This is a genomic window from Desulfosoma caldarium, assembly GCF_003751385.1.
Lineage (GTDB): Bacteria > Desulfobacterota > Syntrophobacteria > Syntrophobacterales > DSM-9756 > Desulfosoma > Desulfosoma caldarium.
On sequence record NZ_RJVA01000016.1, the window covers coordinates 1 to 13,778 of the forward strand.

The following is a 13,778-nucleotide window of genomic DNA, read 5'->3' on the forward strand; positions in this document are numbered from 1 at the left end:
TGGAGCTGACCGGTACTAATCGGCCGTGAGGCTTGACCATCCCTTCTCTGAAGGAAATGGATCTTCGCAATCGTACACTCACCCTATTCTTCCCTTTTGGGCTGGTGGCTATGGCGAGGAGGCCACACCCGTTCCCATCCCGAACACGGCCGTTAAGCTCCTCAGCGCCTATGGTACTGCGCGGGAAACCGCGTGGAAGAGTCGGTCGCTGCCAGCCCAATCCTCCCACCACAAGCCGGTCCCCTACTCTGACCGGCTTTTCTCGTGCCAAGGCCACAAACGACATGCTGCCAACACCCGATGCTGACAAGATATCCTGGGAACCGCTTCTCGCGGCCTTTCAAACCTTTAAGCCGGACGCCGAATGGCTGGGGTTTAACCCACACGCCTTTGAAGCAGCTCTGTTGATTCCCCCATTGCCTTTCGTTGAGGCTCTCCTCAAACGGCGTTCCTCGCAGGAGAATGAAGACGGACACCCCGCCCGAGTTCGTGCCCTCTACGCCTTTTTGCTGGAACGGCGTTATGAAGAAAAACTCAATCTCCTGTACTTTGCCTTTGACGTCTGGGACGATACGTCACCCCTTCCCAGTGAGGTGATCGCTCGAACGCCTTTTCCCCACGAAGACGGCCTTCCGGCATTTCGTTACGCCGTTTAGGGAAAGGGCCTTTGAAGCCGAATGATCTGTTTTCTATGGAGTCTTGTCACGATGGTTCGATGCGCCACGGTGCTCAAGGTTGCCACGGGGCGGGCTTTCGTGGTTGTGGAAAGCGGCGGGCTAAACTGTCCCACATGCTCTGCTCGCGGCGCTTGCACGCCGCCGCGCTCACGACAAGCGAAGCGCCCTTTGGAAGTTTTGGACCCCATAGGGGTTCGCGTGGGAGAGAGGGTAGAAATTCTGTTTCCCGCCAAGTCCTTGTGGACGCTTTCGGTTCTTTTCTTTGGGCTTCCCGCAGGGGCCGTGCTGTTCGGAAGCGTTTGGGCTTCCCTGGTGGGATGGACGTCCACGGCGGCATGCGTCATGAGCGCCTGCGCGGCTCTCGGCCTCGCTCTGGTTTTAAGTACTTTGATTTATCGAAAAATAAACCGCGGGGAGGAAGGCTTTCCGACGATTGTGCGGATCGTCACGGCCATGGCGCCGACTTTACAAGACCCAAGAACACCTGGTCGTGCCGACGGAGAATTTAGGAGCGTGTCTAAAATGAGCCCATGATTTCAAAGGACTCCATGACGCGTTCTTTTGTGGAAGCGCCGCAAGACGCCGTGATTTTTGCAGAGCAAAGCGGCGCGACCCAATCATCTCGATGACTTGGCCACGATGGCGATCAAGGTCTCAAAACATCACGTGGGCCGCCGATTTTTCGAGGGAATGGCCGCCCGGGCTAGGGTGTCGCAGATTTCGTTTTCCCGATGGCCTACATGCCCCGCGATCCAGTGCCATGCCACTCGATGCTTTTGAACTAGGCGATCCAGTGCCTCCCATAGATCTTTATTCTTTACAGGTTCCTTGCGACTGGTCTTCCAGCCGTTTTTCTTCCACTTGTGGATCCACTGGGTCATGCCCTTTTGCAGATACTGGGAATCGGTATAAAGCACCACATGGCACGGCTCCTTCAAGGCCTTGAGCGCTTCCACGACGGCGGTCAGTTCCATCTGGTTGCTGGTGGTCCACGGTGATGAGCCGCTTAGGGTCTTCTCGTGACCCTGATAACGCAACAGCGCAGCCCAGCCTCCGGGCCCTGGATTGCCCGAACATGCCCCGTCGGTGAAAATTTCCACGGTTTTCATGGGATGCTTTGTATCATTCAAAGCCATGGGCGTTCTTGAAAGCCTCATCAAAGGGAGCGCCGTGTATCCTTGCGCGTTTCTCAATTGGGGGCGGCGTTGAACTGGCCCGTTTCGTGCTCATGGCGGTTTTAGGACGCGCGCAGTCGGTGGCGAACGAACCTGGCATAAGCCATGGGGGTCTTTTTCTTCACCACGGTTTTTAGGCGTTCCAAAGGGATTTCCGCCCGCGCCGCCGCTCGATGGCCTCCGGCGCTGCCCCAGGCGCCAAAGGCATTTTGCACGCTTCGGCCGGCGTTCTTGCGGTAGCCGTCGTTGCGCACAATGACCACGAGGGTGTTGTCCACAACAGAACTGACGATGCTCCAAGAGATGTCATGGACTTTGAGCAGAAAGTCAGCCAAGATGACCAAGATGTCGGCGGAAGGAACCAGAGGCAGATGGGTGTAGATGCGATCTTTGACCACCGTCTTGTTCTTGATGGCTTCGCAAAAATAGGTCAAATCCTTGAGGGACAGGTCGGAGATTTCGATCTTGCGCAGTGTCCCTTGGTACACTTTGTCGTAGAGATAGTGGAACGCTCGAACGTCTTCTTCGCGGCTCTGGCGCTCGAAGTTTCGAGTGTCCGTTTTGATGCCGTAAATGAGTGCCGTGGCCAGGGTTTTGGATGGTTTGATCTTGGCGGCCTTGAGGTATTCCGTGAGGATCGTGGAGGTGGCTCCGTACTCGGGTCGAATGTCCACAAAGGGAATCTCCGGCAGTGCTGTGATGGGATGGTGGTCGATGACCAGGGAGTAGTCGAACTTTTGAAAGAATTCGTTATGGGTCGGCTGGCCGTCCACCAGGAAAAAGCGATTGAACTCGTCAAGCTTCTTGTCCTCAAGAAGCACAAGGGGAAGTTTGAGCAGGCGAACCATGGTTAGGTTGTTCAGTCGACGAATGGGTCGAATGATACCGACGGTGGTGGAATAGACACGGCGCCATAGCAGCCGTTTCAGGGCAAAGGCGGCGGCGATGGAATCCGGGTCCGGATCGATCGTGATGAGGATGCGGTCTTTGCTCTGCACCAAGCTATAGAGGCGCTGCAGAGCGTCCTTTCGAGAGCGAGGTCTTAAGGATGCGGAAAATCCCGGAGGCTTATTGGGCGCCATGGAAGCCGTGCCGCTTAGGTCTTTGGATAGAGAAGAAAAAAGGGGTGGCGAACCACCCCTTGAAACTTTCGTGGAGCGGGAAACGGGATTCGAACCCGCGACTTCGACCTTGGCAAGGTCGCACTCTACCACTGAGTTATTCCCGCTCAGCCCTCAAGCGGATCTTTAGCCAAGAACCGGGACAATGTCAAGGAAAAATTTCCACTAACGTCCGATAATGTATATTATGTAAACCAAAAAGCGAGGGCGTCATGGTCACCGGAATTGTCTATCATCCCAGTTTCAGTCGCCGCAGTTACCTCACCCAGGGATCGCGACTTCAGGATTTTCCTCAAGCTCTCCAACCCCTGCTGCAGGATGCGCGCTTTGTGCTCATGGAATCCCCGCCCATTTCTGAAGAATGGATTTTGAAAGTGCACAGCCGCGAGCTTTTGGATGGCGTGATGCGGGATACGCTCTGTTCCACAGCGTGGCATTCCGCCGGCGGTGTGGTGTTGGGGGCCGAAAAGATCGCTTTGGGGGAAATCCGCAACGCTTTTGCGTTCATCGGGGCCGGGGGTCATCACAGCGGTCGGGATTTTTTTGGAGGCTACTGCTGTTTCAACGACGTGGTGCTGGCCATCACAGTGTTGCGGGAGCGCCATGGGTTGCGCCGTTTTGCCATTTTGGACACGGACGCGCATCACGGTGACGGCACAAGAGACCTGGTGCGCCACGATCCGGATGTGCTTCACGTGTGTTTGTGCTACAGTGCCTACGAATCCCCGGACGGCACCAAGGTGGATGTACCCGTGCCGGGTGGCCCTATTATGTGGCGGGTGTTTGAAGGCGTAAAGGATGAGCCGTCCGGCCTCGAAACGGACACGGATCGCCGCTATTACGAAACGGCGCGAAGATCTTTTTATGAACGGTGCCTGAATTTTCAGCCCGAGCTCATCTTTTGGTATTTTGGTTTCGATACGCACCGCGGGGATTACGGAGACATTGGATTGAGCCGCGCAGCGTACCTGCTCATCGCCCGCATGATGAAAGAACTAGCGGAAAAGACTTGCGCAGGGCGCCTGGAAGTGGTCTTGGGTGGCGGCTCGCGCAGTGACATTGCCCGCCACTGCATTCCCCCCATCATTGCCATTTTGGGAGGGCTTAACCCATGAGCCGGCGTGTGCCTCTTAAGACCCTGGCCAAGATTTTGACCACCATGGCTTGCGCGTCACCCCACGAGTACGGCCTCTTTTGGGACGACGACGGCACCATGCCGTGGAAGGAATTTTATTGGGCTTTGCTGGAGGATCCTCGGCTGCGTTTCGTCCGCGAATCCACTCTAAAGGAGCTGACTCTCTTAGGGTACACCCTACCCTTTGTCCTGGATGGGTCGCGCTTGCGTCGGATCGCCGACGCTTCGCCCGCTCGGCCATACCCTTGCGTGGACCCTCCAGATCGCCTGTACACGGGCATTCGCCCTCGGCACCTTGCCGCTGTGCGCGCAGAAGGCCTTCGAGCCCTGCACCGATCCTATGTTCCTCTGTGGGCGAATCAAGGCACCGCGGAACGCATGGCTCGGCGCCGCGTGGCCCGGCCTTTGGTGTTGGAGATTCGAGCTCGAGAAGCCCATGAGGCTGGCGGAGTGTTTTATCAGGCCGGGGAAGATTTTTTTCTGGCTAGGGCTGTGGATGCGGCTCATGTGGTGTTTCCCATGATTGCCCTTGAGGAGACGAAGGGAAAAGAGCCGGAGGCTCAGCCGCCCCGTCGCCCGGCACCTTTTGCTTCCAAGCAGGAGGTTCGCGCCGATTTCGGTTCCTTTCGTCTGGAAGCTCATCACCTGCAGGGGCTCTTTTCGGACCGAGGGCTTCAAGGACCCCGCACCAAGGCCTCTTCGGGAAAGAAAGGCTCTAAGAAGGATGGGAGCTGGAAAAAGGCTGCGCGCAAGGAACGGCGCAAGCGCGAAGTGTGATTCCTTTGCCCTACCCTGCTCTGCCCCGGGTGAGGATCTTGGGGAGAGACATGGAGAATTCCCGACTCGCTTCGCATGAACAATGGGGCGTTACGCACTCGTTGGGATCGGATTTGTCGCCGGAGCCCATAGGGAACGATGGTTGTGGCGTCGTTGCCCCTTTGAGTGTTAGGTTAAGCGCCACCCAGGTAGGCCTTTTGGACGTCGGGATTGGCGAGAAGTCCCTGGGCCGAGTCTTCCAGCACGATGCGGCCCACTTCCAGCACGTAGCCTCGATGGGCCAGCTTGAGGGCTGCTCGAGCGTTTTGTTCCACCAAGACGATGGTGACGCCCGACGCGTTGATGTTCCGAATAGTTTGAAAGATGGTTTTCACAAGAAGCGGAGCCAAGCCCAGACTGGGCTCATCCAGCAGCAGAATTCGCGGCTGACTCATGAGCCCTCGCGCGATGGCCAGCATCTGTTGTTCCCCGCCGCTCAAAGTGCCGGCCAGTTGTCGGCGCCTTTCCGCCAAAATGGGAAACAGTTCGTAGATCCAATCCAGAGTCTGGTGAATGCGGGCCGTGTCGTTTCGCGTAAAGGCTCCAAGATTCAGATTTTCCTGAACCGTGAGGGTGCCAAAGATGCGGCGCCCTTCCGGCACGTGGGCCACTCCTCGGCGCACCACTTCGTGAGGCGGTAGTTTATGAAGGGGTGCACCTTCCAGCATCACCGCTCCTTTCGACGGCTTAACCAGGCTGCTAATGGTGAGCAAAGTGGTCGACTTTCCGGCACCGTTGGCACCGAGAATGGTTACGATTTCCCCAGGGTTTACCGTGATCTGGATGCCGTGCAGCACCTCGATTTGGCCGTACTTCACATGAAGATCCACGAGCTGAAGCATTTCAGTCTTCTTCCGTCCCCAGGTAGGCTTCGATGACGCGAGGGTTTGCTTTGATTTCCCAGGGTGTGCCTTCGGCGATGCAGGACCCGTGTTCGAGAACCACGATCTTTTCGGACACTCGCATGACCAGGTTCATGTCGTGTTCGATGAGCAGCACCGTGATGCCGCGGGATCGAATTCTTCGAATCAGTTCGATGAGGGCTTCCGTTTCCTGTTCATTCATGCCGCCCGCGGGTTCGTCCAGGATAAGGAGCTTAGGCTGCGTGGCCAGAGCTCGAGCCACTTCCAGGAGCCTTTGGTTGCCATAGGAAAGGTTCTTGGCCGGCTGCAAAGGGTTCTTGTCAAGTCCAACAAAAGCAAGGGCGTTCATGGCTTGCTCTAGAGCTTCTTTTTCTTCCCGCCGATGCCGCCCCAGGCCCAGCATGGCCGCAAAGGCGCCGGAGCGCATACGGCAGTGGCATCCCGCCAACACATTTTCCAGAACGGAGAGACTCTGAAACAAGCGAATGGTTTGAAAAGTTCGACCGATGCCGAGGCCGATGATGCGATGGGTGCGCAAGCCCAGCAGCGAGGTGTTGTTAAAGAGGATTTCTCCCTGATCCGGTTGATAGATGCCTGTGATCAGGTTAAAGACCGTGGTTTTTCCGGCGCCGTTAGGCCCAATGAGGCCCACGATGCTGCCAACATTTACGTCAAATGAGACGTTGTGGACCGCTGTGAGGCCGCCAAAGGACTTGGTCAAACGCCGAAGACGCAGCAAACTCACGCCGATTCCTCCGCCAAGTGTCGGTCTGGCACGGTGTAACGGCGCGGCCGAGCTGGAAGAATCCCCCCGGTGCGAAAGATCATCATGGCAATCATGGCGGCCCCAAAAATCATCATGCGCGCATTGGTAAAGCCTCGAAACACTTCGGGCAATCCCACGACGAGAAAGGCTCCCAGAAGCACTCCTGGAATACTTCCGGATCCGCCCAAAATAATCAGTGTGAACATGATCACCGATTCCCAGAAGCTGAACGATTCCGGTGCAATAATGGTCATTTTGGCCGCATAAATGTTGCCCACCATGCCCGCCCAGGCCGCTCCAAGGACAAAGGCCATGAGCTTGTAATGGGCGGTGTCGATGCCGCTGCCCTCGGCAGCCGTCTCATCTTCTCGAAGATAATTCAAGGCCCTGCCGAATCTGGAATTTTCCAGGCGATGAAAGAAAAAGGCGGTCACGGCCACGAAGCCCCAGATGAGGTAGAAAAATTCATGGGGTTTGCGAACCACCCAGCCGAACAGGTTGGGTCGAGCGATGCCAAAGATACCGTTGGCGCCTCCTGTGATGCCGAAAACATTGTTGATAAGCGCGATGCGAACAATTTCTCCCACACCGATGGTAACGATGCACAGGTAGTCACCTCGAAGGTGAATGATGGGTCGGGCGACGATGAGGGCAAAGAGCCCTGCCGTAAGCCCACATAGGGGCATAAGCACCAAAATGGGAATGTGAAAATGGGTGTTTAGGATGGCCGCCGTGTAGGCGCCCACGGCGTAAAAGGCGGCGTGTCCCAGGTTAAAAAGGCCCGCGTGGCCCACGATGAGGTTGAGGCTGAGTCCCAGGGCGGCGTAGAGCCCGATGTTGTTGAGCACATCGGTCCAGTAGGCATTGAGGAACAAAGGGCTAACGGCCAAGGCGACCGCAACGGCTCCGTAGATCAGCATCCGATTCCGCATCATACCTTTTCCGCGACCCGTTCGCCCAAAAGTCCCGTGGGGCGCACGATAAGAATGAAAATCAGGACTCCAAAGGCAATGGCATCCTTCCAGGCCACCGAAAGATAGGCGGCACCCAGTGCCTCTATGACCCCGAGAAGCAAGCCACCGACCATGGCGCCCGGTATATTGCCGATGCCTCCCAAAATGGCCGCCGTAAAAGCCTTGAGCCCATAAACCCAGCCCATGGTGAAATTGATTTGACCGTAGTGCAATCCCACCATGAGCCCCGCGGCGCCACCCAAGGCCGGCCCGATGAGGAAAACCAAAAGAATCACGCGGTTGACGTCGATGCCCATGAGGCGCGCCGCGTCCTGATCAATGGCGGCTGCGCGTATGGCCGTGCCGATCTTCGTCCGTTGAATGAAGGTGTAAAGAGCCACCATCATCACCACGGACGAGCCCAAAATGAGCACCCGCACCAGAGGAATGTAAAGGCCGAAGAGTTCGATAGCCGTTTTGGGCAGAATTCCCTGAGGATACACCTGAAAGCGGGCGCCATAGATGAGCATGACGGTGTTGGAGAAAAAGATAGAGGCGCCCAGCGCCGAAACCACCGCGGACAACCTCGGGGATTGGCGAAGAGGTCGATACGCCATGCGTTCCAACAGGGCTCCCACCAAAGCCACCAGGCCCATGACCATGAGCGCCAGGACCGCAATGCCCGCCGCAGGACCTAAACGATCTGTCAGAGCCAGGGAGGTGAGCAGGGTGAGGCCCAAGTAGGATCCAATGGTAAACAAATCGCCATGGGCGAAGTTGATAAGTTTGAGAACTCCGTAGACCATGGTGTAGCCCAGGGCGATTAAAGCGTAAATGCCGCCCACGGCAAGCCCGTTGGTCAGTTGCTGAAAGAATTCTTCCATGGAGTCAGTAGTCGATCGCCCGCTGGCACATGGTTCTCGAATGCGTGCAGGAGCGCTTCGATGGTGTGCTGCCTTCGGAAAGCGCTCCTGCAAGCAGGGGCAATTTTCCCACCGTTATGGTTGTAGAATAAAATTTCCTTCCGCATCCACCTTATAGACGCGATACACCTCGCCCACACGGTCACCCTTTTCGTCAAAGGAGATTTTCCCGGTCAAGCCGGCAAAGTCCTTCAATTTCGTGTGCAAATAGGCGGCGAGCTTGTCCACATCCGTGGATTGTGTCGCTTGCATGGCCGCGGTGATCACGCGAAAACCGTCCCCGGCCAGCACGGCGTAGATAGAATTGGGAGTGGAGCCATATTTTTTCTTGAATTCATCCAAAAAGCTCTTGGCTTCCGGTGAAGGCAGATCTTTGGGCAACGGCGCGCTGAGAAAATAAAAGCCCTGAGCCGCATCCTTGCCGGCGATTTTCACCAAATCCGGATTGTTGGTGGCGTCCCCGCCGATGAACGGCACGTTCCAGTTCATTTCTTTTTTCTGTCGAAGAAGCAGCCCAGCTTCGGGATAGTAGCCCGTGAAGAAGACCACATCGGGGTTGGCGCCTTTGAGCTTGGTCAAGATGGCGGTGTAGTCCCGTTCCCCGGGAGTCAACGCATCAAAAAAGACGATCTTGGTACCTTGGCTTTCCAGGAGCCCTTTGGCTTCGTCCGCAAGGCCTTTGGCGTAGGTGGTGTTGTCATGAAGGATGGCAACGTTCTTGAACCCTAGTTTAGCCATGGTTTGCACGGCCACTCGGCCTTGTTCGTCGTCTCGAGGGCACGTGCGGAAAAAGTACTTGAGCCCTTTTTCGGTGAGCCGAATGGCGGTGGAGCCGTTGGCAATTTGGATAATCTTAGATTCGTCATAGATGTTTTGGGTGGCTTCCGTGACCGAAGATCCGTAGGTGCCGATGACCGCCACGATACCCTGCGTGGCCAGGCGTTGGGCTGCCAGAGCCGCCGTGCGAGGATCTCCGCCGTCGTCATCGGCAATGACTTCAACCTTCTTGCCCAAAACGCCCCCCTTCGCGTTCAGGTCTGCAGCAAGGAGGTCCAAAACCTGTTTCATTTCCTGGCCTTCACTGGCCCACGGACCGGTCATGGGGCCCATGAGGCCGATCTTGATGGTGTCTGCTTGGGCCGAAACAAAACCGCTCAAAAAAAGAAGACACATCGCCGCCAGTACAACGAGCCCTTTCTTCATGGATACCTCCCTCCTCGTTTTCTGAAACCCCTGAGCCTGAGCCATCACACCTTTTGCCGCCTGAATTCTGATCCTTAAAAAAGTTTGCGGAACATATCAGAAAAAACTGGAGCCTGTCAACTTGACAACTCGTGCACAACCCGATTTGTTTAAGCCGGAGTTGGTCGGGGCGGCGGGAAATGCCCTTGTTGGAACGCTTATGGATCGCCGACGGAACGCAAAGGAGCGAGGCCCATGAAAAACGATCTCGAGCGAAGGATTCGTCAGACCGGAATGTGGCTGTACCAACTGATCGAAGACGAAACCCCGTCCATTTTTCGCAAGGATTACTGGACCGGCAAGGTCATGGATTGGTGCATGCACAATGAGGCGTTCAAGGTGGAAATGTTCCGGTTTATCGACGTTTTCCCCTACCTCACTCGACCGGAGTCCGTGGCCAAGCACCTTCAGGAATATTTCTGCCGTCCCGATCAGTGTTTTCCAGTGGCGCTTCAATGGGGCCTTCGGCACCTGTCGCCCACATCTTTTGCGGCCAAGATGGTGGCCAAGAGCATGGCCAAAAACATTGAATCCATGGGAGCGCAATTCATTGCCGGGGCGACACCTCAGGAGGCCATCGGGACCCTGGAGAACCTCAGAGCTCAGGGCTTGGCCTTTACGGTGGACCTTTTGGGTGAAGCCGTCGTGTCCCGTCAAGAAGAGGAGGTGTATTTATCGAGGTACTTGGAGCTTCTGGACTTTCTTGGAGACGCCTCCACGCGGTGGGCTCCTTTGGGTGGAGGATCAGGAAATTTGGACTGGGGCTTTGCGCCCAAAGTCAACATCTCCTTAAAGCCCTCAGCCCTATACTCGCAGATGAACCCCGTGGCCTTTGATTATGGAGTGGATCGGGCCAAGGAACGCTTACGACCCATCTTTCGCAAAGCCATGGAGAGGGGCGCATTTGTGTGTCTAGACATGGAACACACGGCCCTCAAGAACATGACCTTGGCCCTCTACCGAAGTCTGATGGATGAGCCAGAATTCAGGGATTATCCCCACACGGGCCTTGTCATTCAATCCTATCTTCGGGACAGTGAGCAGGATGTGCGTTCCCTCATCGAATGGGCCAGAAAACGAGGACGGCACTGCACGGTGCGGCTCGTGAAAGGGGCCTATTGGGATGCGGAAGTGGTCTGGGCGAGGCAGAATCAATGGCCCATTCCCGTTTTTACCCGCAAACATGAAACGGACGCCCAGTTTGAAAAACTGGCCCGTATTGTGTTGGAAAACCATGCTGTGGTCTCCTGCGCCTGTGCGTCCCATAACATTCGAAGCCTCGCCTATGTCCTGGAATTGTCCAAGGAACTGCGTGTCCCTTCGGACCGTCTCGAATACCAAGTTCTTTATGGCATGGCCGAACCAGTGCGTTCGGCCCTTAAAAAGGCAGGGCTGCCTCTTAGGCTCTACACCCCCATTGGCGAAATCATTCCCGGCATGGCCTACCTCGTGCGGCGCCTCCTAGAAAATACAAGCAACGAATCGTTTTTGCGGCTGAGCTTTACCGAAGGCGTGTCTCGAGAGGCTCTGCTTCGAGACCCCTTGGAGATTCTGGCCGAGCAGTCCGTTGAGGCTGCGGCGCCGGGGCCATCGATGGAAATCGATGCCCCACCACCCTTTGCCAACGAACCGCCCTGGGACTGGACACAATCCCAGGTGCGTCGGGATTTTCAACAGGCTCTGACCAAGGTGCGCACAAGCTTTCCCGTCAAAGTTCCTTTGATGGTGGGCGGACAGAAGATCACGGGCGATCGGGAGTTTGCGTCGACCAATCCTAATGACATGCGGGAAGTGGTGGGCCACGTGGCGTCGGCCGGCCGCCGCGAAGTGCAGGAGGCCATTCGAGCCGCCAAGGAGGCTTTTGCGGCCTGGCGGGACACGGCGCCTCGGGACCGAGCGGCTTATCTTTTTAAGGCCGCGCAGATCGCACGGTCGCAGCGGTTTGAGCTGGCGGCGCTTCAGGTCTTTGAAGTGGGTAAGAGCTGGAAGGAAGCGGATGCGGATGTGTGCGAAGCCATTGATTTTCTGGAGTACTACGGCCGTGAAATGATTCGCCTGGGAACACCGCAGCGCATGGGTCACGTGCCCGGAGAAATGAGCCACCTTTTCTATGAACCTCGAGGTGTGGCGGCCGTCATCGCCCCCTGGAACTTTCCTCTGGCCATTTCCACGGGCATGACCTCGGCCGCTTTGGTCACGGGAAACACCGTGGTCTACAAACCGTCTTCCCTATCCCCCGTGATCGGGTGGCGGATGGTGCGCCTGTTCGAAGAGGCCGGGTTGCCTTCCGGAGTGCTGAATTTTGTGCCCGGGCCTGGTTCGGTGGTGGGCGATATATTGGTCAGCCATCCGGATGTGGCCATGATCGCCTTTACCGGCAGCAAAGACGTCGGCTTAAATATCCTTCAGAGGGCCCATGAAACGGCGCCTTCCGCTTCGATGATCAAAAACGTGGTGTTGGAACTGGGCGGCAAGAATGCCATCATCGTCGATGCGGATGCCGACCTGGATGAAGCCGTGGTGCACGTGCTGCAATCGGCCTTCGGCTATCAGGGCCAGAAGTGTTCCGCCTGTTCGCGGCTGATCGTTTTGGAGGAGAACTATGACAAGTTCATCGCGCGCTTGAAGGCCGCCGCGGAAAGCCTCGAATTGGGCCCCGTGGAAGATCCCAAGAACCTGATGGGCGCTGTGATCGATGCCAGTGCCAAGGCAAAAGTTTTGGAATACATTCAGGTCGGCCGATCTGAAGGGAAAGTCCTGGTGGAACGCTCTTTTGGCGATCCCAACGGCCATTATGTTCCGCTGGTCATTTTTACGGACATTCAACCGCACCATCGCCTGGCTCAGGAAGAAATCTTTGGCCCCGTGCTCAGTGTTCTCAAGGTGAGCTCCTTTGATGAAGCCTTGGATGTGGCTAACGGCACACCGTATGCCTTGACGGGCGCCGTGTTTAGCCGCAGTCCCGAAAACATCGACAAGGCCAAAAGAGCCTTTCGTGTGGGCAACCTGTACATCAACCGAGGCTGCACGGGAGCCATCGTGGGACGGCATCCTTTCGGTGGGTTCAAAATGTCCGGCATTGGATCCAAAGCCGGGGGTCCGGACTATTTGCTTCAGTTCATGGTTCCAAGAAACGTGGTGGAAAACACGCTGCGGCGAGGTTTCGCCCCCTCGGAGGAATGACCGTTCAGCATTCTTTGATGGGGAGGGTCACATCCCGTGCGCCGGGCACGCCAGGCCTCGGTTTGTGGGAGCAGGGCAAGGCCAATTTGGCCATAGAGCGCGGTCCCCTATTGCGGCTTGCGCCAGTCCGAAGATTTACCTTTCATCGCAGCCACCACCACACGGCACCAAGCGCCACGCCCAGGACCACGCCCACGCCCAGCCAAAGCCAAGCCGAGGGGCCTAGCGGCCCGTCCAGATTGTAGAAAAATTTTCCGGTAGCGGGGTCTTGTATATTGCCGTCCTTGTCCACGTTGAGATGTACCAGGGTCGCTCCCCACGATCCCAAAGTCGGCGGGGCATCATGATAGGCGGCCACTCGAGGGTGTCGGGCCAAAAGCGCTCGAACGCGATGTCGCAGAACGCCTCGGCCCTTTCCGTGAATGATCAGGACTTGGGACCATCCCCTTTCATGGGCTTCCTCAAGATAGTCTTCCAAAAGAGGCTTGAGCTCTCGAGGGTCGAAGGTGTGAAGGTCCAATACGGGCTCGACCGGAACGGCCACCGCCTCATTCCAGTCAGGTATTTTGTCGCGTCTCATCCTCTTCAACCTTTACTTTTGCTAACCTCACCAGATTTCTTGCTTTTGAAATTCGCCGTCACGAAAGGAACGCTGTTCGTCGATGCCCCCTGTCAAAAGTTCGGGGACAAAACCGAAAAAAATTTCCGGGTTCATGTCCACATCGCGCGGGAAAAGGGGCCATTTTCAAATTCAGCGTCGCGACGACCGGGGTGGCTTTTGCCGGCCCATGGTGCTGAGGGTTGCCATAGCTCTTGGAGCATCTTATAAAGCATCGAAGGATTCAACTCCAAGGCGTATTTTTGCCGCATCGCACAGATGATCGTTTTGCCGATGACCTTGACCATCTACTCGACCATCTAATG

General features: G+C 56.4%; 14 protein-coding genes, 1 tRNA gene and 1 rRNA gene. 6 read left to right on the forward strand and 10 right to left on the reverse strand.

The window, feature by feature from the left end:
- Positions 1-100 precede the first annotated feature (100 nt).
- From rrf to EDC27_RS14435, 3 genes are all read left to right on the forward strand, one after another.
- A 5S ribosomal RNA gene (rrf, locus tag EDC27_RS14425) occupies positions 101-217 on the forward strand.
- Positions 218-284: 67 nt separating this feature from the next.
- Positions 285-656 carry a hypothetical protein gene (locus tag EDC27_RS14430; RefSeq protein ID WP_123291346.1) on the forward strand — a complete coding sequence of 124 codons (372 nt, stop codon included), beginning with the start codon at positions 285-287 and terminating at the stop codon, positions 654-656.
- Between the two features lie 51 nt (positions 657-707).
- Positions 708-1,211, forward strand: a complete 504-nt coding sequence (locus EDC27_RS14435) for a SoxR reducing system RseC family protein (RefSeq protein ID WP_170161849.1) — start codon at positions 708-710, stop codon at positions 1,209-1,211.
- Positions 1,212-1,339: 128 nt separating this feature from the next.
- On the opposite strand, the gene rnhA is transcribed toward EDC27_RS14435, so the two are convergent.
- From rnhA to EDC27_RS14450, 3 genes are all read right to left on the reverse strand, one after another.
- The gene (gene rnhA / locus EDC27_RS14440) at positions 1,340-1,786 is read right to left on the reverse strand and encodes a ribonuclease HI (RefSeq protein ID WP_123291484.1); all 447 of its coding nucleotides are present in this window, start codon (positions 1,784-1,786) and stop codon (positions 1,340-1,342) included.
- A gap of 128 nt (positions 1,787-1,914) precedes the next feature.
- Entirely contained in the window at positions 1,915-2,934 is a 1,020-nt protein-coding gene (locus EDC27_RS14445) for a DHH family phosphoesterase (protein WP_123291348.1), read from the reverse strand.
- A gap of 71 nt (positions 2,935-3,005) precedes the next feature.
- A tRNA-Gly gene (locus tag EDC27_RS14450) sits at positions 3,006-3,080 on the reverse strand.
- A gap of 105 nt (positions 3,081-3,185) precedes the next feature.
- On the opposite strand from EDC27_RS14450, the gene EDC27_RS14455 reads away from it, so the two are divergent.
- Together EDC27_RS14455 and EDC27_RS14460 are read left to right on the forward strand one after the other, a co-directional pair.
- On the forward strand, positions 3,186-4,088 hold the full coding sequence (locus tag EDC27_RS14455; protein WP_123291349.1) for an arginase family protein: 903 nt from the start codon (positions 3,186-3,188) through the stop codon (positions 4,086-4,088).
- A complete protein-coding gene (locus EDC27_RS14460; protein ID WP_123291350.1) occupies positions 4,085-4,885 on the forward strand; it encodes an RNA 2'-phosphotransferase family protein in 801 nt (266 codons plus the stop codon). Before EDC27_RS14455 ends, EDC27_RS14460 begins: the two co-directional genes overlap by 4 nt.
- 173 nt (positions 4,886-5,058) lie before the next feature.
- Here the strand turns inward: EDC27_RS14460 and EDC27_RS14465 are convergent, their stop codons facing one another.
- From EDC27_RS14465 to EDC27_RS14485, 5 genes are all read right to left on the reverse strand, one after another.
- Entirely contained in the window at positions 5,059-5,766 is a 708-nt protein-coding gene (locus EDC27_RS14465; protein WP_123291351.1) for an ABC transporter ATP-binding protein, read from the reverse strand.
- A 1-nt stretch (position 5,767) separates the two neighbouring features.
- On the reverse strand, positions 5,768-6,532 hold the full coding sequence (locus tag EDC27_RS14470; protein WP_123291352.1) for an ABC transporter ATP-binding protein: 765 nt from the start codon (positions 6,530-6,532) through the stop codon (positions 5,768-5,770).
- Positions 6,529-7,485, reverse strand: coding sequence for a branched-chain amino acid ABC transporter permease (locus EDC27_RS14475; RefSeq protein WP_211334931.1), 957 nt, complete (start codon positions 7,483-7,485; stop codon positions 6,529-6,531). Before EDC27_RS14475 ends, EDC27_RS14470 begins: the two co-directional genes overlap by 4 nt.
- Complete coding sequence (locus EDC27_RS14480) at positions 7,485-8,390, reverse strand: branched-chain amino acid ABC transporter permease (protein WP_123291354.1); 906 nt, start codon at positions 8,388-8,390, stop codon at positions 7,485-7,487. The genes EDC27_RS14475 and EDC27_RS14480 overlap by 1 nt, the downstream gene beginning before the upstream one ends.
- A gap of 114 nt (positions 8,391-8,504) precedes the next feature.
- On the reverse strand, positions 8,505-9,632 hold the full coding sequence (locus EDC27_RS14485) for a branched-chain amino acid ABC transporter substrate-binding protein (RefSeq protein ID WP_123291355.1): 1,128 nt from the start codon (positions 9,630-9,632) through the stop codon (positions 8,505-8,507).
- A 234-nt stretch (positions 9,633-9,866) separates the two neighbouring features.
- On the opposite strand from EDC27_RS14485, the gene EDC27_RS14490 reads away from it, so the two are divergent.
- Positions 9,867-12,854, forward strand: a complete 2,988-nt coding sequence (locus EDC27_RS14490; RefSeq protein WP_123291356.1) for a proline dehydrogenase family protein — start codon at positions 9,867-9,869, stop codon at positions 12,852-12,854.
- A 142-nt stretch (positions 12,855-12,996) separates the two neighbouring features.
- Here the strand turns inward: EDC27_RS14490 and EDC27_RS14495 are convergent, their stop codons facing one another.
- Together EDC27_RS14495 and EDC27_RS14500 are read right to left on the reverse strand one after the other, a co-directional pair.
- Complete coding sequence (locus tag EDC27_RS14495; RefSeq protein WP_123291357.1) at positions 12,997-13,434, reverse strand: Smr/MutS family protein; 438 nt, start codon at positions 13,432-13,434, stop codon at positions 12,997-12,999.
- A 131-nt stretch (positions 13,435-13,565) separates the two neighbouring features.
- Complete coding sequence (locus EDC27_RS14500; RefSeq protein WP_123291358.1) at positions 13,566-13,760, reverse strand: hypothetical protein; 195 nt, start codon at positions 13,758-13,760, stop codon at positions 13,566-13,568.
- Positions 13,761-13,778 lie beyond the last annotated feature (18 nt).